Origin of the sequence: Sedimenticola selenatireducens (assembly GCF_963675335.2) — a bacterium.
GTDB lineage: Bacteria > Pseudomonadota > Gammaproteobacteria > Chromatiales > Chromatiaceae > Sedimenticola > Sedimenticola selenatireducens.
The window spans coordinates 37,912-60,737 of sequence record NZ_CAXXYC010000001.1; the positions used below are offsets into that span (position 1 = coordinate 37,912).

The 22,826-nt window shown below is 57.9% G+C and carries 24 protein-coding genes; 19 read left to right on the plus strand and 5 right to left on the minus strand.

Annotated features, from left to right (window positions below):
* Positions 1-35 precede the first annotated feature (35 nt).
* The 3 genes from pstB (at position 36) to ACHZBF_RS00210 (ending at position 2,730) form a co-directional block, all read left to right on the plus strand.
* On the plus strand, positions 36-896 hold the full coding sequence (gene pstB, locus ACHZBF_RS00200; RefSeq protein WP_051302047.1) for a phosphate ABC transporter ATP-binding protein PstB: 861 nt from the start codon (positions 36-38) through the stop codon (positions 894-896).
* 3 nt (positions 897-899) lie between these two features.
* Positions 900-1,628: a phosphate signaling complex protein PhoU gene (gene phoU / locus ACHZBF_RS00205; protein ID WP_029133128.1), complete on the plus strand. Its 729-nt coding sequence runs from the start codon at positions 900-902 to the stop codon at positions 1,626-1,628.
* A gap of 127 nt (positions 1,629-1,755) precedes the next feature.
* Positions 1,756-2,730, plus strand: a complete 975-nt coding sequence (locus tag ACHZBF_RS00210; RefSeq protein ID WP_321527353.1) for a quinone oxidoreductase family protein — start codon at positions 1,756-1,758, stop codon at positions 2,728-2,730.
* 188 nt (positions 2,731-2,918) lie between these two features.
* Here ACHZBF_RS00210 and nhaA read toward each other — a convergent pair whose 3' ends face one another.
* The 3 genes from nhaA to ACHZBF_RS00225 form a co-directional block, all read right to left on the minus strand.
* Positions 2,919-4,100, minus strand: a complete 1,182-nt coding sequence (nhaA, locus tag ACHZBF_RS00215) for a Na+/H+ antiporter NhaA (protein WP_029133126.1) — start codon at positions 4,098-4,100, stop codon at positions 2,919-2,921.
* A gap of 214 nt (positions 4,101-4,314) precedes the next feature.
* Positions 4,315-5,235, minus strand: coding sequence for a ribosome biogenesis GTPase YlqF (gene ylqF / locus ACHZBF_RS00220; protein ID WP_321527354.1), 921 nt, complete (start codon positions 5,233-5,235; stop codon positions 4,315-4,317).
* Positions 5,236-5,366: 131 nt separating this feature from the next.
* Positions 5,367-7,160, minus strand: coding sequence for a methyl-accepting chemotaxis protein (locus tag ACHZBF_RS00225; protein ID WP_029133124.1), 1,794 nt, complete (start codon positions 7,158-7,160; stop codon positions 5,367-5,369).
* A 442-nt stretch (positions 7,161-7,602) separates the two neighbouring features.
* Here ACHZBF_RS00225 and ACHZBF_RS00230 point away from each other — a divergent pair, with 442 nt between their 5' ends.
* From ACHZBF_RS00230 to ACHZBF_RS00260, 7 genes are all read left to right on the plus strand, one after another.
* Positions 7,603-8,238, plus strand: coding sequence for an HD-GYP domain-containing protein (locus ACHZBF_RS00230; RefSeq protein WP_321527355.1), 636 nt, complete (start codon positions 7,603-7,605; stop codon positions 8,236-8,238).
* 200 nt (positions 8,239-8,438) lie between these two features.
* Positions 8,439-9,152, plus strand: a complete 714-nt coding sequence (locus ACHZBF_RS00235; protein WP_084609961.1) for a cyclic nucleotide-binding domain-containing protein — start codon at positions 8,439-8,441, stop codon at positions 9,150-9,152.
* Between the two features lie 225 nt (positions 9,153-9,377).
* On the plus strand, positions 9,378-10,220 hold the full coding sequence (locus tag ACHZBF_RS00240) for an alpha/beta fold hydrolase (RefSeq protein ID WP_321527356.1): 843 nt from the start codon (positions 9,378-9,380) through the stop codon (positions 10,218-10,220).
* 172 nt (positions 10,221-10,392) lie between these two features.
* Positions 10,393-11,193 carry a type IV pili methyl-accepting chemotaxis transducer N-terminal domain-containing protein gene (locus ACHZBF_RS00245; RefSeq protein WP_321527357.1) on the plus strand — a complete coding sequence of 267 codons (801 nt, stop codon included), beginning with the start codon at positions 10,393-10,395 and terminating at the stop codon, positions 11,191-11,193.
* 197 nt (positions 11,194-11,390) lie between these two features.
* A complete protein-coding gene (locus ACHZBF_RS00250) occupies positions 11,391-12,326 on the plus strand; it encodes a 2-dehydropantoate 2-reductase (RefSeq protein WP_321527358.1) in 936 nt (311 codons plus the stop codon).
* Between the two features lie 109 nt (positions 12,327-12,435).
* Positions 12,436-12,891 (plus strand): response regulator, encoded by a 456-nt coding sequence (locus tag ACHZBF_RS00255; protein WP_051302045.1) that lies wholly within the window; start codon positions 12,436-12,438, stop codon positions 12,889-12,891.
* A gap of 390 nt (positions 12,892-13,281) precedes the next feature.
* Entirely contained in the window at positions 13,282-14,460 is a 1,179-nt protein-coding gene (locus tag ACHZBF_RS00260) for a CaiB/BaiF CoA transferase family protein (protein WP_029133118.1), read from the plus strand.
* 3 nt (positions 14,461-14,463) lie between these two features.
* Here ACHZBF_RS00260 and ACHZBF_RS00265 read toward each other — a convergent pair whose 3' ends face one another.
* Both ACHZBF_RS00265 and ACHZBF_RS00270 read right to left on the minus strand, forming a co-directional pair.
* Positions 14,464-14,814 carry a hypothetical protein gene (locus ACHZBF_RS00265; RefSeq protein ID WP_321527359.1) on the minus strand — a complete coding sequence of 117 codons (351 nt, stop codon included), beginning with the start codon at positions 14,812-14,814 and terminating at the stop codon, positions 14,464-14,466.
* 95 nt (positions 14,815-14,909) lie between these two features.
* Positions 14,910-15,515 carry an XTP/dITP diphosphatase gene (locus ACHZBF_RS00270; protein WP_321527360.1) on the minus strand — a complete coding sequence of 202 codons (606 nt, stop codon included), beginning with the start codon at positions 15,513-15,515 and terminating at the stop codon, positions 14,910-14,912.
* A 280-nt stretch (positions 15,516-15,795) separates the two neighbouring features.
* On the opposite strand from ACHZBF_RS00270, the gene ccmA reads away from it, so the two are divergent.
* From ccmA to ccmI, 9 genes are all read left to right on the plus strand, one after another.
* Positions 15,796-16,431, plus strand: coding sequence for a cytochrome c biogenesis heme-transporting ATPase CcmA (gene ccmA, locus ACHZBF_RS00275; RefSeq protein ID WP_029133115.1), 636 nt, complete (start codon positions 15,796-15,798; stop codon positions 16,429-16,431).
* On the plus strand, positions 16,424-17,092 hold the full coding sequence (gene ccmB / locus ACHZBF_RS00280) for a heme exporter protein CcmB (protein ID WP_029133114.1): 669 nt from the start codon (positions 16,424-16,426) through the stop codon (positions 17,090-17,092). Before ccmA ends, ccmB begins: the two co-directional genes overlap by 8 nt.
* 165 nt (positions 17,093-17,257) lie before the next feature.
* On the plus strand, positions 17,258-18,007 hold the full coding sequence (locus tag ACHZBF_RS00285) for a heme ABC transporter permease (RefSeq protein WP_029133113.1): 750 nt from the start codon (positions 17,258-17,260) through the stop codon (positions 18,005-18,007).
* Complete coding sequence (ccmD, locus tag ACHZBF_RS00290; protein WP_037375017.1) at positions 18,004-18,177, plus strand: heme exporter protein CcmD; 174 nt, start codon at positions 18,004-18,006, stop codon at positions 18,175-18,177. Before ACHZBF_RS00285 ends, ccmD begins: the two co-directional genes overlap by 4 nt.
* Complete coding sequence (gene ccmE / locus ACHZBF_RS00295; RefSeq protein WP_288105714.1) at positions 18,174-18,623, plus strand: cytochrome c maturation protein CcmE; 450 nt, start codon at positions 18,174-18,176, stop codon at positions 18,621-18,623. Before ccmD ends, ccmE begins: the two co-directional genes overlap by 4 nt.
* The gene (locus ACHZBF_RS00300; protein WP_321527361.1) at positions 18,620-20,593 is read left to right on the plus strand and encodes a heme lyase CcmF/NrfE family subunit; all 1,974 of its coding nucleotides are present in this window, start codon (positions 18,620-18,622) and stop codon (positions 20,591-20,593) included. The genes ccmE and ACHZBF_RS00300 overlap by 4 nt, the downstream gene beginning before the upstream one ends.
* Positions 20,590-21,123 carry a DsbE family thiol:disulfide interchange protein gene (locus ACHZBF_RS00305; RefSeq protein ID WP_029133109.1) on the plus strand — a complete coding sequence of 178 codons (534 nt, stop codon included), beginning with the start codon at positions 20,590-20,592 and terminating at the stop codon, positions 21,121-21,123. Before ACHZBF_RS00300 ends, ACHZBF_RS00305 begins: the two co-directional genes overlap by 4 nt.
* Positions 21,120-21,581 (plus strand): cytochrome c-type biogenesis protein, encoded by a 462-nt coding sequence (locus ACHZBF_RS00310; RefSeq protein WP_029133108.1) that lies wholly within the window; start codon positions 21,120-21,122, stop codon positions 21,579-21,581. The genes ACHZBF_RS00305 and ACHZBF_RS00310 overlap by 4 nt, the downstream gene beginning before the upstream one ends.
* On the plus strand, positions 21,578-22,819 hold the full coding sequence (gene ccmI / locus ACHZBF_RS00315) for a c-type cytochrome biogenesis protein CcmI (protein ID WP_321527362.1): 1,242 nt from the start codon (positions 21,578-21,580) through the stop codon (positions 22,817-22,819). The genes ACHZBF_RS00310 and ccmI overlap by 4 nt, the downstream gene beginning before the upstream one ends.
* The last annotated feature ends 7 nt before the right edge of the window (positions 22,820-22,826 follow it).

Here is a 22,826-nt window from a genome sequence, read left to right on the forward strand (position 1 = left end):
GGAGTGACGAAATGTTAAGTGTAACGCCAGACTCCATGGGTACGGTCACCGCACCGGCGGGCGTCATTGCCGCGGGCTTCAGCCCGGTCGCGGATGACTCACGGGCGATCAATGGCACGGTGGGTGATATCACCGCCATCGACCCGCGCATGACCGCCCGCCATGTCAATGTCTATTACGGTGACAAGCTGGCGATCAACAACGTCAGCCTGGATATCGGCAAAAATGAAGTGATCGCCATGATCGGTCCGTCCGGCTGCGGCAAGTCCACCTTTCTGCGCTGCCTGAACCGGATGAACGACACGATCGATATCTGCCGGGTAGAGGGTGAGATCCGCCTGGATGATCAGGATATCTATGATAGTGGCCTGGATGTGGTGCCGCTGCGCGCCCAGGTGGGCATGGTGTTTCAAAAGCCCAATCCGTTTCCCAAATCGATCTATGACAACGTGGCCTACGGTCCGCGCATTCACGGTCTGACCGGCAGCAAAAGCGAGCTGGATGAGATTGTCGAGCAGTCGCTGTTGAAGGCCGGCCTGTGGGACGAGGTAAAGGATCGCCTGGACGAGGTGGGTACCGGTCTCTCGGGTGGCCAGCAGCAGCGCCTCTGTATCGCGCGCACCATTGCGGTTGCCCCCGAAGTGATTCTGATGGATGAACCCTGTTCCGCGCTCGATCCGATCGCCACCGCCCGGGTCGAAGAGCTGATTGATGAGCTGCGTGAACAGTACACCATCGCCATTGTTACCCACTCCATGCAGCAGGCGGCACGGGTCTCCCAGCGCACCGCCTACTTCCATCTCGGCGAGTTGGTCGAAGTGGGCAAGACGGATGATATTTTCACCAATCCCCGTCACCGCCTGACGGAGGACTACATCACCGGAAGGTTCGGATAAGGTATGAATGAGATGACCGACGGCCATATCGTCAGCAGCTACAACAAGGACCTGAATCACCTCCATCAGCTGGTGATCCAGATTAAGGACCTGGCCTGTAGACAGGTAAGGGAAGCGGCCCGGTCGCTGGAGGATGAGGATGTCGAATTGGCCCGGGCCGTGATTGTCAGTGATCGGGAGATCGACGCGCTGGATATCAAGGCGGACGAGGAGATTATCCGCCTGATAGCCAAGCGTCAGCCGGTGGCGCGTGATCTGCGGGAGATTATGACCGTGGCAAAGATAGTCGGTGACCTGGAACGGATAGGTGATCAGGCACGGCGATTGGCGCGTCTGACCATTCGTTTTTATGATGGGGATGTTATTCCACCCAATCGCCATCTGCTGGATGATCTGAACAAAATGGCCGATTTCGTCAACCGGATGGTTGAGGATTCGGTCAATGCCTTTGACGATCTGGATCTGAATCGGGCGATGGACGTGATCCGGCGCGACAGTATTGTGTCGGATGATTTCCGCTCCGCACTGCGTCGTCTCTCCACCTTTATCATGGAGGACTCCCGCAGTGTCGGACATATGGTGGATGTGGTGCTGGGATTGCGTGCGCTTGAGCGTATTGGAGGGCATGCCAAAAACATCAGTCGCTATGTAGTCTTTCTGGTGAAAGGGAAAGATGTCCGGCACAAGGATCTTGACGCGGTTGAGGCAGAGATTATTTCCACCCTGAAATAGCCTGAAGTTCGGGGCCATTACCGTTCCATTCCGCTCTCTCTGGCGGGGATATCAGTTTTTGCTGGTATACCGGTTCAATGCCGTTACACTTGTATGACAGATATCCAGTCAAGCCGGAGGAGAGCCCGTGAACAGCGCAATACGTATCCATCAATATGGCGGGCCGGAGGTCCTGACCCTGGAGACCGTGACGGCTGGTGATCCGGCGGCGGGGGAAGTCAGGCTCCGGCACAGCGCCATTGGCCTGAATTTTATTGATGTCTATCAGCGCACCGGGCTCTATCCGCTGGGTGCTTTTCCCCAGACCCTGGGTATGGAGGCGGCCGGTGTCATTGAGGCGGTCGGGCCGAATGTCGAAGGATTTTCCACCGGTGACCGGGTGGCCTACGCCATGGACCTGGGCGCTTACTGCAACGAACGAACGATAAGTGTCGACAAGCTGGTTAAACTGCCAGATGGCATTGAGGACCAGACCGCCGCGGCCATGATGCTGCAGGGGATGACAGCGCGCTATCTGCTCAAGAGCTCCTACCCGGTGCAGGCCGGCGACACCATCCTGGTAATGGCGGCGGCGGGCGGTGTTGGTACGCTGCTCAGTCAGTGGGCCAATCATCTGGGTGTCACGGTGATCGGCTGTGTCGGTAGTCCGGAGAAAGCCCGCTTGGCGCAGGAGCACGGTTGCCATCACACCATCCTCTATAAAGATGAGGACGTGGCCGCCCGGGTGCGGGACATTACCGGTGGCGCGGGTGTGGCGGCCGTCTATGACTCAATCGGTAAGGCGACGCTGACGGCTTCCCTCGATTCACTGCGCCCCACCGGCACCCTGGTTAGCTTCGGCAATGCCTCCGGCCCGATCAGCGATTTCAATATTGGATTGCTGGCACAGAAAGGCTCGCTCTATATTCAGCGGCCGACCCTGGCCACCTATATCCGCAGTCGCGAACTGCTGGATCAGTGTGCCGGTGACCTGTTCGATGCGGTGCAGTCCGGGGCGGTCAAGGTCAGAATCGGTCAGACCTACCCGCTGGCCGATGTGGCGCAGGCGCACCGTGACCTGGAGGCGCGGAAAACCACCGGCGCGACGGTGTTGTTACCATAGCCGTTTCTACGCAACGCGAACCCATGCCCTTACGATTTTAGGCCGGTAGCCCGTAGGTTGGGGTGAGCCCGCGAACCCCAACATGTGGCGTCAAACGGTACCCTCATTCGTTGGGGTTCGCTCCGCTCTTCCCAACCTACGGACACATCGGTTCGTTCATTAGGGTAGGGGCAGGTGCCGTACCGCCTCTATGATTTCGGCAGGCTGCGCCGCAACACCAGATACCCCATTAGACCGGAAGCCAGCGAACCGATAATAATACCGAGCCGCTCGTCGAAAATGAGATTGATATCGGTCTCCTCAAACGCCAGCGAACCGATAAACAGGCTCATGGTAAAGCCAATGCCGCACAGGGCGGCGGTGCCGTACAGTGAACCCCAGGAGATGCCGCTGGGCAGGCGGGTCAGGCTAAGCTTGATGGCCAGCCAGCAGAAACCGAACACCCCCAGCTGCTTGCCGATGAACAGACCCAGGGCGATACCCACCGGTACATCATGCAGCAGTTGCTCCATGCCGACGCCGGTAAGCGTGATGCCGGCATTGGCGAAAGCGAATATCGGCAGTATCCAGAAGGCTACAACGGAGTGCAGATCATGCTCCATCTCCTTGAGCGGAGAGTGTTGCGGGTCGCTCTTCGATTTCATCGGAATAAACATGGCCAGAATCACCCCGGCCAGGGTGGCGTGCACACCGGATTTCAGCATGGCGGCCCACATGATGATACCCACCAGCATATACAGGCTCTTCGACTCGACCTGGCGCCGGTTGAACAGCAACAACAGCGGAATACAGCAGGCGACCACGATCAGGGAGCTGAGGGATATTTTTGCGGTGTAGAAGACCGCGATGATCAGAATGGCGCCGATATCATCAAAGATGGCCAGCGAAGTGAGGAAGATTTTAATGGCCGTGGGAACGCGTGATCCCAACAGCATCAGAACCCCCAGCGCGAAGGCTATATCGGTCGCGGCCGGGATGGCCCAGCCGGCCATGGCGGTGCTGTCGTCCAGATTGAAAAAGATATAGATCGCTGCGGGTACCGCCATGCCGCCGATGGCGCCGATGCCCGGCAGGATGATGTTGCGTCGGTCGGCCAGCTCACCTTCAATCAGCTCTCTTTTCAGTTCCAGTCCTACCAGGAAAAAAAACACCGCCATCAGACCGTCGTTGATCCACAGCAGCAGCGGTTTGGCGATTCCGAATGCGCCGATACGGATCTCCACCGGGGTATCCAGGATCAGGGAGTAGTAAGACTGCAACGGCGTGTTGGCGCAAATCATGGCGAAAACCGCGGCGACCATGAGGATAATGCCGCCGGCGGATTCGAGCTTGAAAAATCCGGTTATGAATGATTCTTGTGAGTTATTCATCAACGAGTCTGAAATTGTGGCCGGGGCTGGGATCAGGTCGCATCACAGCGGTCCAGCAGTTTGGTGAAGCTGACGGACCTTGATCCGACGCTGTCTTATGGGTCTGCAGTTTGCCGATTCTTGCCGCTTATCTCAACCCCGTAAAATATGCAGTGGCAGGCGATTGGCGCCGTGCAGACCGATAGCGGGGCCCGCAGGGTCGCAGCGGATTCAATCACCCTTTTGGCGACCGGCGCGCTTTCCTGGCTGCACGTTTGGCGACCTTTTCCGCCTGGATGCGCCGGGTCTCTTCCTGCTCCCGCTCCATCATCTGCGGCGTTTCCAGGGTGATTCGTCCCAGGTTGCCGGCGCGCAGTTCTGTCAGCAGCAGTTTGCTCGCCTTCTCCATGTCCACCCTGCCGCCACTGCGCAGGCAACCCCGCTTTCGGCCGATCAGTTCCAGCAGTTCCTGCTCGGTCCCGGGGATCTGCGCCAGGGAATAACGTTGCTGGAGATTGTCCGGATAGGCCGACAGGAGATACTCGGCGGCAAAATGGGCCACATCGTCATTCTGCATGGCCGTCTCCTTGATCGCACCGGTTGTGGCCAGGCGATAGCCGCTGTTACGGTTTTCAATATTGGGCCAGAGTACCCCGGGGGTGTCGGAAAGGACAATGCCGTCACCCAGATTGATGCGCTGCTGTGCCTTGGTGATGGCGGGTTCGTTACCGGTCTTGGCAATGGTGCGGTTGGCCAGGATGTTGATCAGGGTCGACTTGCCGACATTGGGAATCCCGACAATCATGGCGTGAATGCCCTTGACGCTTTTGGCTTTTGCCGGAAACAGTTGGCGGCAGAGTTGCAGAAGCTGTTTCAGTGTAGCCGGTTGCTGGCAGCTGATGGCCAGGCTTTTTACCCCCTGTTCCTGCTCCAGGCAGTGCTGCCACTGTTCCGTCATTACAGGGTCAGCCAGATCACTCTTGTTCAGGACCTTGATGCAGGGCTTGTCGCCCCGCAGGGTGGCGAGCATGGGATTGGTGCTGCTGTAGGGGATGCGTGCATCCAGCACCTCGATAATGACATCGACATTCGGCAGGTTTTCTTTGATCTGCTTGCTGGCCTTGTGCATGTGGCCCGGGTACCACTGAATCTGCATGGGTGTTTACCTGTCGCCGCCGGCGTCAGCCTGCCTGACACACTTCCTGGCGGGGCAGTATACCGAAGTTTGTCGGTGAGCGTGGATAACACCTCCGGCTATCCACGCGCGGCCATGCTTACCCGCTCCTGTTAGTCGTGCTCCAGCAGCCGGTCCGGGGTGAAGCCGAGGATCAGGGCGCCCCAGTGCGTGCCATCGATATAGAGTGGCAGTGACAAGTCATTGAGCACTTCGCCGGTGTCGCGGGTATAGGTCTGCAGCAGGAAAGGTTCGGTATTGGCTGCCCGGCGTTTTTCCGCCCGGCTGTTGTTGTAGATTTTGAGATGCCGGCTGTTGAGATTGTCAGTTTCGAAGTCACCGGTCATCGGTTTGGACAGGTGTTTGTGGTGTGCCGGCAGGAAACCGTTCTTGTCCAGGGCGACCGCATAGATGAACTCGGGGCGCGCCTTGATAAAGCTGTCGATCAGCGGCTGGATCAGCGGTTCAAAGGCGGATACGTAGGGAAGGTTGTATTTCTGCGGGTTGGTGTTGGGGATGGGCTGGTAATTGGTATCAAACAGATCGGTGCCCCGGGAAGCCAGCTCATTGAGTATCTGCTGTACCTGGGCGGCCCACTCCCGGGCAGTCAGGATCATGTTTTCAAAACCGCCGCGGCCGATGATGAAACGGGAGAGCAGTTCCTGGGTCTGTTCGGTGGCCACTTCCAGTTCATCGGAATATTTCTCCGAATCATCCATGTCGGCCTTGATGTTTTTGCTCAGTTCGGCGATCTCACTGACGTTGCGGTGAGATTCCTTATTGGTGATCGAAAGCTCTTCGATAGCCGCGCTGATCTCAATCAGCTGTGAATTGACCGAATCAAAATCACTCACCATCTTGCGAAACTGGGAGGCGGTGTCGCCGATCACCGTCTGTGTGTTCTCTGTATAACTCTGTATCTCCTGGGTGCCCTTTTTGGTGTTTTCCACCAACAGGGACATTTCGCTGATGTTCTTACTGATCTCGCCGGTGGCGCTGTTGACCTTGTGCGAGAGGCTGCGCACCTCGTCCGCCACCACGGCGAAGCCGCGGCCGTTCTCGCCGGCCCGTGCCGCCTCGATGGCGGCATTAAGCGCCAGCAGGTTGGTCTGGTCCGAGAACTCCTGCACCATGGTCAGTATGGTACGGATATTTTCCGAGTTCTTGCTCAACAGGTTGACGGTGTCATTGAACCCGTCCAGCAGTTTGCCGACGGCCGCCACCTGCTCCGTTACCGCACCAAGGCGCTCTGATGAGCTGTTGGCCACCTCGAGATTGGCGCTGTTCTGTTCCGAGATGGCGTTGGTGTGGCGGGCAATTTCATCAATGGCGCGGGTTGCCTCGCTGCTGGATTGAAATACTTGTGTAGCGTTCATCTCCTGCCGGTCGACCCGCAGGTGGGCAGAGTGAATGATCTTGTCCAGCCGGGTTGATCCCAGCGCGACGCTGACGGTACGGCGGCGGGTTTTGTCGATGATATTGCGAAGGTTTTCCGCAAATCGATTGTAGCTGCGTGCCATTTCAGCAATCTCATCCTGGGTGGTGATCGGCAGTGTGGCCGAGATATCGCCGTCCTTTTCGGTGATACCGCTCAGGATATCGGTGATCCCCTGTATGGGATGCAGAAACAGGTGCCGCATGTAGAGCATGATGCCGATCGCTGCCACGACACTCAGCAGGGTGACCCCGAGCATCAACATCAGGTGGTTATCCAACTGGGTCGTCAGTTGGTCGGCCAGTGCGGCATCCGTTGTGCCTTCTTGCAGTATGGAACGTGTGTTTGTGATATGGCTGTAGGCCAGCCAGAAGGTAAGGAGCTGAAAAAGAAGCAGAAAACCCACATTGCCGATGATTTTACGGGTGAGGGTATAGAAGAAACTCTTTTCGATCTGAGTATATAGGCTCATTGTTCGGTCTCTGACTTGTAATAATATTTTATCCAGGGTTCTCTCATCCCTGGTGAGGCTTGTGGTGACAGTTCCCGCGTCAGTGACCGCTGGTGTTATTCGATCCTGTGGTCCTCCATTTTGTGCCGTCCCGTGCCCGACGGGGTTACTGCCTGCTGGCATACTAGGTTTTCGGGCATATGGCCTATTTCTTTAATTTATGTGGCAATTAACACATTTTTTTGATAGCGGGGCGTCGTTTACCCCGGGTTTGTCACCACAACCCAGGCGGGCTTAGAGGGGAGAAACAGGGTCAATATACGCCTGCGGACGGGGCGTTATACGCCGGAATTTCATGACTGATCGGCTATACTCGGTGTGACGGCCGTCACTGTTTCGGCGGGTAAGTGTGGCAATATCGCCAGTGGTCGTGCGGTATTGAGGTTGACGGATATTATCCAGGATGAATCTGCACCGTTGGGTGGTAATGCAAGGCATGAATGAGTTTCTCCATCACTTCGAACTTGATCCCGGCTCCCGGGCATTGGGGGCGGCGCTGAATGAGCGGGATCACTACACCCAGTGCCACTCCCGACGCGTGGCCGGCTTCTCCCGGCTGATTGGCCTTGCTTGTGGCCTGGATCGGGCCGATCTTGAGGTGCTTGAGCTGGGCGCCTTTTTTCACGATATCGGCAAAATCGGTATTCCCGATCATATTCTGCTAAAACCGGAACGCTTCACCGTGGAAGACATGGAGGTGATGAAAGACCATGCCACCAAGGGAGAGGGAATCGTCAGGGAGCTGGGGCTGAAGGCCGGCGATCTGATTGCCCGGGTAGTGCGGCATCACCATGAACACTTCAATGGCGGGGGCTATCCGGATGGCCTGCAGGGCGAGACAATACCGATTCTCTCCCGCATTATTTCGGTGGCTGACAGCTATGATGCGATGACCAAAACCCGGCCTTATCATGAAGCGCGTCCGGTCGCAGAGACGTTGGATATCATGTCGGGAGAGGCCGGAACCAAGCTGGATCCCTATCTGGTGAATAAACTGCAGCAGCTGGTCGAGACCTGGCGAGGTGGAGGTATTGACTGAATTCCCCAGGCTTTGTCGTTAGCCGCATGACCATCAGGTGTCATTATTCCCCTTAAGAAGCCCTCCGCGTTTAACGCCAGCGGTCGCTGGCGCTGTAATTCAGACTGTTTTTCATGCTTATGTGTTAACCTCTATAGTCCGCAGGACGCAGTCGGGTGCTTGGATGCCGGTTATGCCAACTCTAGATAAACCTACCAATTATGAATGCAGCAAAATTACTGGAGCAGATACCTCTCTTTTCCGACATGAGTAGCGAGGATCTGGCGCGGGTGGCACAACACACCCAAGAGCTGGTCTGTGAGAAAGGCAATATCCTTTTCCGTGAAGGTGATAAGGCGGAGTACCTTTATGTGCTGGTAAGCGGGCTGGCGCAGATGACGGCAAAGGGACCGGAGGGGCAGCAGACCGTGATAGAGATTCTCTATCCGGGGGATTCCTTCATCCTGGCAGCAGTGATCACCGGCAAGCGTTTTCTGATGTCCGCCGAGGTAGTGAAAAGTTCCCGTGTACTCAAGATACCGGGTGCTGAATTGGTAGGGTTGATCCGGCATGGTGGTGACTTCGGCCTCAACATGATGGCGACCCTTTCAACCCAGTACCGCAGCATGGTGCGTCAGGTGAAGAATCAGCGGTTGCGCACCACCGCGCAGCGGGTGGCGGCATTTCTATTGGATCTGGCCTATGACCAGGGTCGGGGGGAAAACTGCATCATCCTTCCCCACACTAAAAAGATGCTGGCGGCGCTTCTGGGGATGTCCCAGGAGGGCTTGTCCCGTACCTTTACCGCGCTTCGGGAACAGGGTGTGACGATCGATCACAAGCAGGTACGGATTGAGTCCATCGTCAAGTTGCGGAGATTCTGCGGGTTCAGTAACAAGCTGGATGCATCGGACAGAATCACCCCGAAGGAGTAAGCAGGTTACCCGGCTGGTCCGGTGCATTCGAGGAAGGCGGGTGTTCGACGTTAAGCCGGAGGAAATGCATAACCCTGCCGCGTCCGTCTACCCGGTATTGCACTGGCCGGGGCGACGCCGCCTCTTGGCATGTAGCGGACCCAGACTCTGACTTTGTGGTGTCTTGTCCATGATGGAGGCAACCCTCTCCATCGTGATTGTTATTCAGTAACTCAGGGGTGTTGAGTGGATCGGTTTTTACAGGCAAACGGTATCAGGCTGCACTATCTGGATCATGCGTCGGCTGGTCCGACTCTGCTGCTGATGCCGGGGCTGACCGCCAATGCTCACTCGTTTGATGGCCTGGTGAGTGCCGGACTGGTACCCGCCGTGCGGCTGTTGGCGCTGGATCTGCGCGGACGGGGTTTGAGCGACAAACCCGAATCCGGCTATTCCCTGGCGGATCATGCGGCTGATGTGATTGGCCTGCTGGACCGGCTGGAGCTGGATAGCGTGATACTCGGCGGCCACTCCTACGGTGGCCTGCTGGGCCTCTATCTGGCGGCAAACAACCCGGAACGGGTGGAGAAGCTTGTGGTAATCGATGCCGCGGCGGAGATGCATCCGGATACCCGGCGCCTGATACAGCCTGCCATTGATCGACTGGGCAAGCCGGTACCGTCATGGGAAACCTACCTGGCCGCGGTTAAAGTGATGCCCTTCTTCCATCAGTGGTGGGACCCGGCTATCGAGAGCTATTTTCGCGCAGATATAGAGACGCTGCCGAGTGGCCAGGTGGTGTCCCGCTCATCTCCCGCGGCTATTACCGAGGCGGTGGAGCATGTATTGGCCGAGGCGTGGCGGGAGAAGCTGCCACTCATCGGTCAGCCGACCCTGTTGCTCAATGCCACGGGAGGCTATGGCTTGCCCGGCGCACCTCCGTTACTACCCCGTGAGCAGGCAGAAGCAACTGTTGCCGCCCTGCCCCAGGGCAGCTATAGCGAGGTACCGGGCAACCACATCACCATGCTGTATGGTGCGGGCGCGGCGCGGATTACCGAAGAGATAGCCAAGTTCGTGTCGAATTAGTCACCAAGATATCCAGTCAACAGCAGATCAACACCCCGCTCAGTAGCGAGTCTCCCAGACAATTTCGGTTCGAGATCCAGGGCCGCCAGGATTAATTTTCTTTTGTGCTGGCAAAATTTTTGTTATAACCGGGCTGTGAGCATGATTTCAGAATAAGGGGATGGGGATAAGCATGAAAGTAAAATATAAGGCGCTGATAATACTCTGGTTTGCAGCGCTGCTCTGGCTGCCGATGAGTGCCTCCGGTGCCGTTGCGGCCGACATGGCGGCACTGGTGAATACCGCAGGGATGCAGCGGATGCTCTCGCAACGTATTGCCAAGGATTATCTCTTTCTGGGCGGACAGATCCGCGCCGGCAAGGCGACACGCCAAATGAAGGGCAGCGTTGCCCTGATGGTGAACAATCACGATGTCCTGAAAAAATCGGTTACCGATGCCAGGGTGCGGGAATTGCTGGATGAGATTGACCCGTTGCTGGAGAAGATGGTCAAGATCTCCCAGGCGCCCTATGTCAAGTTCGGTGGAGCAACCATGCTCGAATTGAGTGAGACGCTACTGGAACTGAATCAGGCGGTTGTCATGGAGCTTGAGGGCAAACAGGCCGAAAAGACCGTTTCGGCGGTCAATATCGCCGGGCGTCAGCGGATGCTTTCACAGCGAATTTCCAAATTTTATGCGGCTCATCAGGCCGGGTTTCAGAGTGACGCCACGATGGCGCAGATGACGCGTGCGGTAGAGGAGTTCGAAAGTGCTCATGCAAACCTCGAGAGTAACAGCCTGAATTCGGAAAAGATCAACCGGGAGCTGAAAGGAGTGGAGAATCTGTGGAAGACCATCCGGCACTATTTTACTGACAACAGTGAGGTGGGTTATCCGGTGACCATTTTTGTGACCACCGATGACATCATGAAGCGGATGAACGCCATTACGCTCATGTACGTCAAGGCCCATTGGGCGTCCAAATCCAACTAATCTCCAGATATCCATCGCCGCTCCTTCCGCGCTGTGAGGAGCGGCGCCGATGAAAACCGGGAGCGTATAGAGCGTTTCCCCAGTTGCCCCACCTCCCGTCGATGACCTTTTCCGCCCTGGTTTTTTGGGTCCGGTCCAATGCGCTATGCTTACCGTGTCGCAAGGGTTCGGACTGATGTGAGATCGAGGGTATCCTGATGAAAATAGCGGTGTATGGCAGTGGTGGTGTGGGTGGCTATTTTGGCGGCCGGGTGGCCAGAGCCGGTCACGAGGTGGCGTTTATTGCCCGGGGAGCGCATCTACAGGCAATGCGACAGCAGGGGCTGGCGGTCGAAAGTATCAAGGGTGATTTCACCATCACCTCACCGTTCGTAACTGACGACCCGACGGAGATCGGGCCAGTTGATGCGGTCCTGGTTTGTGTCAAGAACTGGCAGGTACCGGAGGTGGCCCGGGCGATGAAGCCCCTGATCGGCCCGGAAACCTGTGTCGTCTCCCTGCTCAACGGCGTAGAGGCACCTGATCTGCTCGGTGAGATACTCGGCAAAGAGCGGGTGCTGGGTGGGGTGGCGAAAATTTTCAGTTTTATCGAGCGCCCCGGGTTGATCCGGCATATCGGCCATGAGCCGACGTTAATGCTGGGTGAGCTTGACGGTGCACCCAGTCGGCGCCTGGACGCGCTGGCCACCATGCTCACCGACGCCGGAATCACCGTAGAGCTGCCTGATTCTATTCTTCTGGAGATCTGGAGAAAATTCCTGTTTATCACCGGTTGGGGTGGCCTGGGTGCGATCAGCCGGGCCCCGATCGGTATTCTGCGTGAAGAGCCGGGCACGCGCGCCATTATCGATGCCTGCCTGCATGAAACAGTGGCCGTGGCTGCAGCGGCAGGAATTGTCTTTCCGCAAGATATCATCTCCCGGACCTGGGAATTTACCCAGGCGCTGGAGCCGAGTGGTACCAGTTCCCTGCAGCGGGATATCACAGCCGGCAGGCCGTCGGAAATCGATGCCTGGAATGGCGCTGTTGTGCGCCTGGGAAGACGTTATGGGGTAGCCACGCCGACGCATCAACTGATTACCGATGCACTGCTGCCCCTGGAGCGCCGGGCACGTGGAGAGTTGGTCTTTTAGCCAATGTTTCGCAGACAGCCTGATTTTCAGATTGTGCCTATAGTCATCCGGGCTGTTTCGGTTAACATTAGCGTAATTTTCAACCGCGTATTTCAGAGTGCAGATAGAGATGGGATTCTCAAGTTTTTACAGACTATTCCAGCGCAATCGTCCCGCCATTAACAAAGATCGTCGGACCAATCGCCGAGTGATGCCGGCGGAAGGTACCACGGTGCTGATCGTGGATGACTCCAAAACGGTACGCAGGATAATGAGCAGCATGTTACACCAGTCCGGCTATCAGACACTGGAGGCGGAAGATGGTGCGCGGGGAATCGAACTGGCGCGCAACCATAAACCGAATCTGATCTTCATGGATGTGATGATGCCGGGTATGGATGGGTTCCAGGCGACGCGAAAACTGCAGACCGATGTGGATACCCAGGGTATCCCGGTGATCATCATCAGCGGCAACCGGCAGGCCACGATTCAGACCTGGGTGCGGAAAATCGGCGCCACGGGGTTCATGGCCAAACCCTTCGAACGGGGTGAATTTTTCCGGCGGCTGGAGAGTGCCATCTATTGACTCGACTCCATATGCCTGCCCGGCTCGGCTATGGTCGGGTACCGTTAGTAAGTCTGCGATGCTTTTTTATGCTCTGCCCCAATTAGTTGTTGGTCCTGTTTTGGCTTAGCTTGGCGATTCGCCCGGTAGGAGCGGCGCCTCGCCGCGAATTCGGCCCGGGGCGGGCCTCCTGCAGTTCAAAGCCCTCTGCGGCGGCCAAGCGTAGCGCCAGGAGTGGTTTCAGTCGCGAAGTTCGCCTCGCCCCATGATTCCGGATCAGCTGCAGCACCTTAGCCTGGATGAACCCCGCCCCACGAGAGTGATTGAAACAACTTGCGATGTCGGGGCGAGATTGGCAGCGGGATGGCACAATAAGCTCCTCGTTAACCTGTTTTCGGAGTCAGACACGCCATGGGACCACTGAAGGGGATAAGGGTACTGGACCTGAGCCGTATTCTGGCCGGGCCCTGGGCAACACAACTGCTGGCCGATTACGGGGCCACCATCTGGAAAATCGAGCGGCCCGAAGTGGGGGATGACACGCGTCACTGGGGTCCCCCGTTTCTCAAGGACCCACAGGGGATCGATACGGCCGAATCCGCTTACTACCTCTCCACCAACCGGGGAAAACAATCCATTGCGGTGGACATCACCACAGAGTCAGGCCAGGCCATTATCCGGAAGCTGGTCGCCCGGGCCGACATTCTGGTGGAAAATTTCAAAGTGGGTGGGCTGGAAAAGTACGGTCTGGACTATGCCACCCTCTCCGCAGAGCATCCCGGCTTGATCTACTGCTCGATCACCGGGTTTGGCCAGACCGGCCCGGATGCCGGGTTGGCCGGTTATGACGCCATGGTGCAGGCACGGGGCGGCCTCATGAGCATCACCGGTGAACGTGACGGCCTGCCCGGGGCCGGCCCGCAGAAAGTCGGGGTGGCGGTGGCGGATCTGATGGCCGGGATGTATGCGGTCAGCGCCATACTGGCGGCCCTGCATCACCGCGAGAAGAGCGGAGAGGGGCAGCAGATCGATCTGGGCCTGTTGGATACCCAGGTGGCCTGGCTGGCCAACCAGGGCATGAATTACCTGATCGGCGGTGAGGCGCCGGTCCGACAGGGTACGGCACACCCCAATATCGTGCCTTACCAGGCACTGCCGACTGGCGACGGTTTCCTGATGTTGGCGGTCGGCAATGACCGGCAGTTTGCCGCCTGCTGCAAGGTGTTGGGTCAACCGGAGCTGGCGCAGGACCCGCGCTTCGTCACCAATCGGCAGCGGGTGAAATATCGTGAACAGCTGATCTTGCTGCTGGAACCGCTGTTCAGGCAGAAAACCACCACCGAATGGCGCGCACTACTGGCGGCGGAGCAGGTGCCCTGTGGGCCGATCAACAGCATTGACCAGGTGTTCCGTGATCCGCAGGTGCTGTCCCGGGGTATGCGGCTGGATCTGCCCCATCCTGTCGCCGGCCACGTGCCCCAGGTAGCCAATCCGGTAAAGTTTTCGCGCACCCCGGTGGAGTACCAGGGGGCGCCGCCACTGCTTGGTGCGGATACCGAGACAGTCTTGAACTGGCTGCTGGAGGAGTGACAGTCAGCCTATTGCAGCGGGTTCCATGATCGTGCAGGGGATGGATCTGAAGCCGGGCTGGAATTCATTACGGGCTGCTGCACGGAGTTTGTGCTGGGTCTCTCTAAACAGAATACCGATCTCATGCGGAGTGGTATGGGTGATGACCGCCTTGATCTGCCAGGTCGACTGGCCCAGGGCCACCGACAACTCCACCTCCATGCCGACGGGCAGGGTCAAGGCATGGGTCTCGAGCAGCGCGCCTTCTGCAGTCAGGCTACCCAGTGTGGCGGAAAAAGTGCGTCCGTGGTAGCCGATCTGGGCCGGCAGCAGCAGATTGACAGGGTTATTCGGGTACGCGTGGTTATGGCTCATGTTCGATCTCTTCCTGTTAGTCCTTGGGTTTCAGAACAGAAGGCTATCGAAGTCTGGTTTCAGTTCGGTTGCGCTGCGGTTAAGGTTTTATTGCCTCAGGCCAGGGCGGCTACCAGTTGGCGCAACGCCTGCCCCCGGTGACTCAGGGAGTTCTTCTGATCCGGGGTGAGCTCGGCGGAGCTGCAGCCGAACTGCGGCACCAGAAACAGCGGATCATAGCCAAAACCGTTCTCGCCCTGGGCTGCGTGCAGAATGCGCCCCTCCCAGGTCCCCTGGCAGATGATCGGAGTCGGATCGTCGGCATGACGCAGATAGACCAGAACACATTGGAAGCGGGCGGTACGATCTTCGTCCGCCACCCCTTGCAGGTCGGCCAGCAGCTTTTCGTTATTCGCCTGGTCGTCGCAGGCGGGTCCGGCAAAGCGTGCTGAGTAGATGCCGGGCGCCCCGTTGAGTGCGTCGACTTCGATGCCTGAATCATCAGCGATGGCCGGCAGGCCGCTGTGCCGGGCGGCATTGCGTGCCTTGAGAATGGCATTTTCCACGAAGGTCAGGCCGGTCTCCTCGGCTTCCGGTGTGTCGAACTGGCTTTGCGGGATTACCTGAATCTCCTGTTGCGCCAGCAACTGATTGATTTCACGTACCTTGCCGGCGTTATTGCTCGCCAGTACCACCTTTTCTCCACGATGACTCGCTGTCATGACACGGTTTCCTGCTGTGAATTGAATACCGGGATTCTACCCCGGAACATGGCTTAGGGCTCGCGAAAGAATAATTCCGTCGTACCAAGGGCGTTCCTGGGTCACGCGGGCAAGGCACGCCTTGCAGGCAATGACTGTTCCCTTACCAAAAGGCGTAACGCCGGCAGCGGGGCCAGGGGCGACCGAATACAGGAACTTATTCTTTCGCGAGCTCTTATGGGAAAGCGGGGTCAGGCTGTGTACAATCGGGCGGTTTTTGACTGTTATTAGGGTGCTTTCGATGCTCGAAGTGGCGGGGCTGGCCTGTATACGGGGTGACCGCAAACTGTTTTCCGATCTCAGTTTCAGGCTCGAGGCGGGAGAGCTGTTGCATCTGCACGGCCACAACGGCAGTGGCAAGACCACCCTGATGCGCACAGTGTGTGGCCTGATGAAGGAGAGTGATGGTGAGATCCGCTGGAACGGCGAGTCGATCCATCGTCTGGGGGAGGATTTTACCCGGGATGTGGTCTACATCGGGCATAAGAACGGTATTAAGGACGATCTGACCGGAGTGGAAAATCTGCGTGTCTGCAGTGCCCTCGATGGCAATCCGATCACTGAGCGGCAGGCCTGGGATGCGCTGGAGCGGATGGGGCTGATGGGGCATGAGGATCTGCCCAGCCGCGTGCTCTCCCAGGGCCAGAAGCGAAGGGTGGCATTGGCCCGGCTGCTGGTGAACAAGTCGCGGCTCTGGGTGCTGGATGAACCCTTTACCGCGCTGGATGTAGCGGCGGTTGACTTTCTCCAGTCCATCATCCGAGACCATATTAATAGTGGCGGTATGGTCATACTGACCACCCACCAGGAGGTCAGGATCACCCGGGAGCAGGTCAAGGAATTGCAGCTTGGCTGGAAGGAGGTCGGGCATGTTTAGCGCCTTCAGGACGCTGATGGGACGCGATCTGCTGCTGGCGATGCGCCGGCGTTCGGACCTGTTCACCACCCTGTTCTTTTTTGTCATCGTGGTGAGCCTGTTTCCACTTGGCATCGGACCGGAGATGAATACGCTCCGGCTTATCGCGCCGGGTGTCTTCTGGGTAGCGGCACTGCTCGCCTCGATGCTGGCACTGGAGCGCCTGTTTGCAGTGGATTATGAGGATGGAGCCCTGGAGCAGATGCTGCTTGCCCCGCAGCCGCTGTTTGTTCTGGTGCTGGCCAAGGTGACCGCCCACTGGCTGGTGACCGGTCTGCCGCTGGTGCTGATGGCGCCCCTGCTGGGATTGCAGTATGACCTCTCCAGCGAGGCCCTGGGCGTGATGGTGCTGTCGTTGCTGCTGGGAACGCCGGCGCTAAGCCTGATCGGTGCAATCGGCGCGGCGCTCACGCTGGGTCTGCGCGGGGGCGGTGTGCTGGTTTCGCTACTGGTTCTGCCACTCTATATACCGGTATTGATCTTCGGCTCGGGGGCGGTGGAGGCGACCGCATCCGGTCTCGGTGGCCAGGGACATATCTCCATGCTCGGCGCCATTCTGGTATTATCCTTGCTGCTTGCTCCGCTGGCCGCCTCTGCGGCGCTGAGGATTTCCGTAGAGTAGTGGGAATGAATGGCGCTATTGTTGGGTGCGGTTTTGCTTTCGGTCAATGCCCGTGTGTGACCGAGTTGGGTATAAACGCCTCCCGTTGCAAAATTTAATGAAGTCACGGGAACCAAACCCTATTTGTAATATCAAACCCCCGGAACAGCTGGCCTACACTATCCAATGAATTCAAGATTAATTAACTGGTTTAAATTTTCATCACCAGCCACCTTCTATCCTTTGGCGGGTCGTCTGGTTCCGATTTTCGCCGTACTCGCACTTGCTCTGATTGGCGTTGGACTCTACATGAGTTTCTTCGTGGCGCCGACGGATTACAAGCAGGGTGAAGGTTATCGAATTATTTTCGTTCATGTGCCTGCTGCCTGGATGTCCATGTTTATCTATCTGATCATGGCTTTCTGGGCGGCGCTCGGCCTGGTGTTCAACACCCGCCTGTCGGGCATGATGACCCGGGCCCTGGCGCCGACCGGCGCCATTTTCGCCTTCCTGGCGCTCTGGACCGGCGCCTTCTGGGGCAAGCCGATGTGGGGCACCTGGTGGGTATGGGATGCGCGGCTGACGTCGGAGCTGATTCTGCTGTTTCTCTATCTCGGCTATCTGGCCCTGCAGGGGGCCATTGATGACACGCGGCGGGCAGACCGGGCAGGTGCCCTGTTGGTGCTGGTCGGCGTGGTAAATATTCCGATCATCTATTACTCGGTGCAGTGGTGGAATACTCTTCATCAAGGGGCCACTATCAGCATGGATAACGGGTCAAAAATGGGTGTTACCATGCTCTGGACCATGCTGATCATGGCGCTGGGTTTCTGGGCCTACACCATTGCCGTGGCGTTGGCCCGCGTGCGCTCGATCATCCTGGAGCGGGAGGCAGACACCACCTGGGTCAGTGAATTGGCAGAGGTGAGGCTATGAGCGTGGCGGAATTTTTGGACATGGGCGGCTACGCCCTCTATGTGTGGGGCTCGTTCGGCGTATCCGCACTCTTGATGATACTTGAGCCGATTATGCTGCGAAATCACCGGCGTGCCGTATTGCAACGCATTGCCAGGATCATCCGGATTAAGGCAGGAGAGAAGGTATGAAGGCAAGACACAAGCGATTCGGATTTCTGGTCGCCGGACTGGCAGGGCTCGGGTTGGCCGCCTGGCTGGTATTCAATGCGCTGGACAGTAATCTCTCCTACTTCTTCTCGCCCAGCGATGTGGTACAGAACAAGGCACCGGCCGATCACGTCTATCGTCTTGGAGGCATGGTACAGACAGGCAGTCTTGAACGTGGCCAGGAGCTGACGGTGCGCTTTCTGGTGACCGATACCGCCCATGCCGTGAAGGTCGCCTATACCGGTATCCTGCCGGATCTGTTTGCCGAGGGCCAGGGTGTGATCGCCCAGGGGCGCATGGGCCCGGATGGGGTATTTGTCGCCGATGAGGTGCTGGCCAAGCATGATGAGAACTACATGCCACCCGAGGTGGCGGACGCCCTGGACAAGGCGCATCAGGGTACACCAACCGGAGTAGCCAACAAATGATTCCCGAACTCGGACATGTGGCGCTGATCCTGGCGCTGTCGCTGGCGCTGATTCAGGCCACTCTGCCGATTATCGGCGCCCATCGCCGTATTGCCAGCTGGGTGGCAGTGGCCAAGCCTGCGGCGCTGGGACAGCTGCTGTTCATGCTGATCTCCTACGGCTGTCTGACCTATGCCTTCCTGGTGCACGATTTTTCGGTCACCTATGTGGCGTCAAACTCCAACACCCACCTTCCGACGCTCTACCTGGTCTCCGGGGTCTGGGGTGCCCATGAGGGTTCCCTGCTGCTTTGGGCGGTGATTCTCTCCGTCTGGACCGGTGCAGTGGTGTTGTTCAGCCGCAGCATGCCGGAGATCATGCTGGCCCGGGTGGTCGGCGTGATGGGTATGATCAGTGTCGGCTTCCTGCTGTTTATGTTGTTTACCTCGAATCCGTTTGACCGGCTGGTCAATCCGCCCATTGAGGGTCGGGACCTGAATCCCTTGCTACAAGATCCCGGTCTGGCGATTCACCCGCCGATGCTCTATATGGGCTATGTCGGGTTCTCTGTAGCGTTCGCCTTTGCCATTGCCGCCATGCTGGGCGGTCAGTTGGATGCGGCCTGGGCGCGCTGGTCACGTCCCTGGACCAATATCGCCTGGATGTTCCTCACCCTGGGTATCGTGCTGGGCAGCTGGTGGGCCTACTATGAGTTGGGCTGGGGCGGCTGGTGGTTCTGGGACCCGGTGGAGAACGCCTCCTTCATGCCCTGGCTGGTGGGCACGGCGCTGATTCACTCCTTGGCGGTGACCGAGAAGCGAGGCGCATTCAAGGCCTGGACCGTACTGCTGGCCATCTTTGCCTTCTCGCTGAGCCTCCTGGGTACCTTCCTGGTGCGTTCCGGTGTACTCACCTCGGTACATGCCTTCGCCACCGATCCGGGACGGGGTATCTTTATCCTCGCCTTCCTGGTGGTGGTCATTGGCGGCTCCCTGCTGCTGTACTCCTGGCGTGCCTCGCAGATCCGCAGCAGCGTCAGCTTCAAATTGATCTCCAAGGAGACGGCGTTGCTGCTGAATAATGTGATCCTGGTGGTGGCTGCCTGCAGTGTATTGCTGGGAACGCTCTATCCGTTGGCGATCGATGCCCTGGGTCTGGGCAAGATCTCGGTTGGACCTCCCTATTTCAATTCGGTGTTTATTCCCCTGACTGCTCCGCTGGCTGCGTTAGTGGGTGTTGGCGCACTGGCGAGGTGGCGGCACGACAGCGGTCAGCGGTTGTTTACAAAGCTGCGGCTGTCATTGTTGTTCAGTCTGATTGCCGGATCCGGCCTGATGCTGCTGGCCCCCTACTACTCGTGGGGTGCAAACTTGGCTCTGGTGCTGGCCGTCTGGGTGGTCCTCAGCACCCTGCAGTGGCTGTTTGACCGGCACACCGCCGGGCGCGCCTTTACCCAGACCCTGGCCAATACTCCCCGCTCCGGTTGGGGCATGATGCTGGCTCATACCGGGTTGGCCGTGTTTGTGGTCGGTATCATCCTGACCAGCGTATACAGCGAGGAGAAGGACGTGCGGCTTGCGCCGGGCGAGACTTATTCGCTGGGCGGGTATGATTTTCAGTTCCAGGGGGTGAAAAAAACCCAGGGACCCAACTACCTGGCATTTAGGGGTGAGGTGGACATCTACCTGAACGACACCAAGATTACGCACCTCAGCCCGGAGAAACGCAACTACAAGAGTGGTATGCCGATGACCGAAGCGGGTATCGACGCAGGGTTGTTCCGTGATCTGTTTGTCGCTCTGGGCGAGCCTCTGGGTAATGAAGGTGCCTGGAGTGTGCGTCTCTACCACAAACCGTTTGTTCGCTGGGTCTGGCTGGGCGGCCTGTTCATGGCGTTGGGTGGCCTGCTGGCGGCCACCGATCGTCGCTATTATCGACTGAAACGCAAGGCCAGTGTGGGCGTTGACGGGGTCACGGTGGGTACAGCATGAAAGCGCGTTTTTTGATACCGCTGGGCATCTTTCTGGTCCTGGCGCTGCTGCTTGGTATCGGCCTGACACTGAATCCGCGTGATGTACCGTCGGTGCTGATCAATGAGCGGGCACCGACATTTAATCTTCCGGATCTGTTTGATCCGGAGAAAACGGTTAGTTCCGATGCCTTGAAGGGCAAGGTATGGTTGCTGAATGTTTGGGGAACCTGGTGTCCGGAGTGCTGGCGTGAGCATGAGTTTCTCAATCGTCTGGCAAAAACCGAGGGCGTCACCATTATCGGTATCGACTGGCGCGATGATCGGGCTGAGGCACAGGCCTTCCTGGCCAAGAAAGGCAACCCGTTTGCCGCGGTTGGATTCGATCCCGAAAGCGAGGCGATCATGGACTGGGGCGTCTATGGCGCACCGGAGACCTTTGTGATCGACAAGCAGGGAATGATACGCAAGAAACACACCGGCCCCCTTTACCAGCAGGTGTGGGAGGATGAGTTCAAGCCTCTGCTGCAACAGCTGGAGGGTGAGTCATGATCCGAGCCTGGCTGTTTGTGTTGCTGTTGATACCGCTGTTCTCCCAGGCAGCCATTGAGGCAACTCAGTTCGATGACCCGGAGAAGGAGGCCCGCTACAAACAGCTGGTCGCGGAGTTACGCTGTCTGGTTTGCCAGAATCAGAACCTGGCCGACTCCAATGCCGAGCTGGCCCAGGATATGCGCCGCAAGACTTACGAGTTGGTGCAGAGTGGCGCCAGTAGCGACGATGTGGTCGCCTACATGGTCAAGCGCTATGGAGATTTCGTGCTCTATCGCCCACCATTCCAGTTGTCGACCCTGCTGCTCTGGCTGGGGCCGTTTGGCATCCTGGCGGGTGGTGTCGCCATCCTGTTTATATTTATTCGGGGAAAAGGCAAACTGGCTGATAACCAGATCAGTGATAACGACTTGCAGAGAGCCAAGACATTGCTTGGCGAAGAAGATAATAATACATGACAATTTTCTGGATAATTTCGGCGGCCATGATACTGGTCGCGCTAGCGTTTATTGCCCCGTCCCTGCTGCGCGCGTCGGAGCTGCAGGAATCGGATCGCGATAAACAGAATGTGGTGATTGCCCGCGAGCGGCTGGCCGAACTGAACAAGGAGCATGCCGCCGGTTCCCTGTCGGACGAAGAGTACGAGCAGACCAAGCTTGAGTTGGAGCAGGCGCTGTTGATAGACCTGGAATCCAGTGGTGATTCGGGTGGCGCTGCGGGGGCCGGCAAGGGCGGCCTCCTGGTCCTGCTGTTCTCGGCGCTGTTTGTGGTGGCCGCTACGATCTCGGTCTATCTCTATCTGGGGACGCCGCAACTGGTTGATCCGCAGGTTGTGGTGGCGCAACAGTCGTCAGACAAGAAACTGCCCTCAATTGAGGAGATGATGACCACCCTGGTGGAGCGTCTGAAAGAGAATCCCGAGGATGCAGAAGGGTGGTATCTGCTGGGGCGTACTCACATGGCGATGAAGGATTATCAGAGCGCAGCCTTTGCCTTTGACAAGCTGAACCAGCTTGCCGGTGAGCAGCCCTCTATCATGTTGGCGCTGGCCGATGCCCTGGCGATGTCGGCGGGTGGGGATATGCAGGGGCGCCCTGCCGAACTGATCCGCAAGGCGGTTACCCTGGCGCCTGAAGATCAGACGGCGCTCTGGCTGGCGGGTATGGCGGAAAATCAATCGGGCAATTATGCCCGTGCCCTGGAACACTGGCGTCATCTCAAGCCGATGCTGGCGGATGACCCGGATGCAACCCAGCAGGTCGACCGGCTGATTGCGGTGGCCGAACGCCAGCTGACCGCGTCGGGTTCGGAGAGCGTGCCGGAAAAACCGGCGGCGGCTATCCCGTCAGGCACGGCTATCACTGCCCGTGTTTCCCTTTCTGCCGAGCTGGCGGCCCAGGTAAAGCCGGAAGAGAGCCTGTTTATTTATGCCCGTGCCCTGACGGGCCCGAAAATGCCCCTGGCCGCGGTGCGTCTGAAAGCGGGTGATCTGCCGACCACGGTTGAATTAAGTGATGCCCAGGCGATGGTGCCGGGGATGAATTTGTCGAAGTTTCCTCAGGTGGTGGTAGGAGCCCGGATCTCACGATCCGGTAATGCTATAGCCGCCAGTGGCGATCTGTTGGGAGAAGTGTCTCCGGTGACCGTCAGTGATCAGGCGGTGGTGGAGTTGGTGATTGACTCGGTAATTCCTTAACTTCACT

What these genes read in the sequence shown, in the direction of transcription:
- pstB (WP_051302047.1), top strand. Translation starts at nt 36, where the DNA reads ATGGGTACGGTCACCGCACCGGCGGGCGTCATTGCCGCGGGCTTCAGC.
- phoU (WP_029133128.1), top strand. Translation starts at nt 900, where the DNA reads ATGAATGAGATGACCGACGGCCATATCGTCAGCAGCTACAACAAGGAC.
- nhaA (WP_029133126.1), bottom strand. Translation starts at nt 4,100, where the DNA reads ATGAATAACTCACAAGAATCATTCATAACCGGATTTTTCAAGCTCGAA.
- ylqF (WP_321527354.1), bottom strand. Translation starts at nt 5,235, where the DNA reads ATGCAGATTCAGTGGTACCCGGGCCACATGCACAAGGCCAGCAAGCAG.
- ACHZBF_RS00225 (WP_029133124.1), bottom strand. Translation starts at nt 7,160, where the DNA reads ATGAGCCTATATACTCAGATCGAAAAGAGTTTCTTCTATACCCTCACC.
- ACHZBF_RS00230 (WP_321527355.1), top strand. Translation starts at nt 7,603, where the DNA reads ATGAATCTGCACCGTTGGGTGGTAATGCAAGGCATGAATGAGTTTCTC.
- ACHZBF_RS00235 (WP_084609961.1), top strand. Translation starts at nt 8,439, where the DNA reads ATGAATGCAGCAAAATTACTGGAGCAGATACCTCTCTTTTCCGACATG.
- ACHZBF_RS00245 (WP_321527357.1), top strand. Translation starts at nt 10,393, where the DNA reads ATGAAAGTAAAATATAAGGCGCTGATAATACTCTGGTTTGCAGCGCTG.
- ACHZBF_RS00250 (WP_321527358.1), top strand. Translation starts at nt 11,391, where the DNA reads ATGAAAATAGCGGTGTATGGCAGTGGTGGTGTGGGTGGCTATTTTGGC.
- ACHZBF_RS00255 (WP_051302045.1), top strand. Translation starts at nt 12,436, where the DNA reads ATGGGATTCTCAAGTTTTTACAGACTATTCCAGCGCAATCGTCCCGCC.
- ACHZBF_RS00260 (WP_029133118.1), top strand. Translation starts at nt 13,282, where the DNA reads ATGGGACCACTGAAGGGGATAAGGGTACTGGACCTGAGCCGTATTCTG.
- ACHZBF_RS00265 (WP_321527359.1), bottom strand. Translation starts at nt 14,814, where the DNA reads ATGAGCCATAACCACGCGTACCCGAATAACCCTGTCAATCTGCTGCTG.
- ACHZBF_RS00270 (WP_321527360.1), bottom strand. Translation starts at nt 15,515, where the DNA reads ATGACAGCGAGTCATCGTGGAGAAAAGGTGGTACTGGCGAGCAATAAC.
- ccmA (WP_029133115.1), top strand. Translation starts at nt 15,796, where the DNA reads ATGCTCGAAGTGGCGGGGCTGGCCTGTATACGGGGTGACCGCAAACTG.
- ccmB (WP_029133114.1), top strand. Translation starts at nt 16,424, where the DNA reads ATGTTTAGCGCCTTCAGGACGCTGATGGGACGCGATCTGCTGCTGGCG.
- ACHZBF_RS00285 (WP_029133113.1), top strand. Translation starts at nt 17,258, where the DNA reads ATGAATTCAAGATTAATTAACTGGTTTAAATTTTCATCACCAGCCACC.
- ccmD (WP_037375017.1), top strand. Translation starts at nt 18,004, where the DNA reads ATGAGCGTGGCGGAATTTTTGGACATGGGCGGCTACGCCCTCTATGTG.
- ccmE (WP_288105714.1), top strand. Translation starts at nt 18,174, where the DNA reads ATGAAGGCAAGACACAAGCGATTCGGATTTCTGGTCGCCGGACTGGCA.
- ACHZBF_RS00300 (WP_321527361.1), top strand. Translation starts at nt 18,620, where the DNA reads ATGATTCCCGAACTCGGACATGTGGCGCTGATCCTGGCGCTGTCGCTG.
- ACHZBF_RS00305 (WP_029133109.1), top strand. Translation starts at nt 20,590, where the DNA reads ATGAAAGCGCGTTTTTTGATACCGCTGGGCATCTTTCTGGTCCTGGCG.
- ACHZBF_RS00310 (WP_029133108.1), top strand. Translation starts at nt 21,120, where the DNA reads ATGATCCGAGCCTGGCTGTTTGTGTTGCTGTTGATACCGCTGTTCTCC.
- ccmI (WP_321527362.1), top strand. Translation starts at nt 21,578, where the DNA reads ATGACAATTTTCTGGATAATTTCGGCGGCCATGATACTGGTCGCGCTA.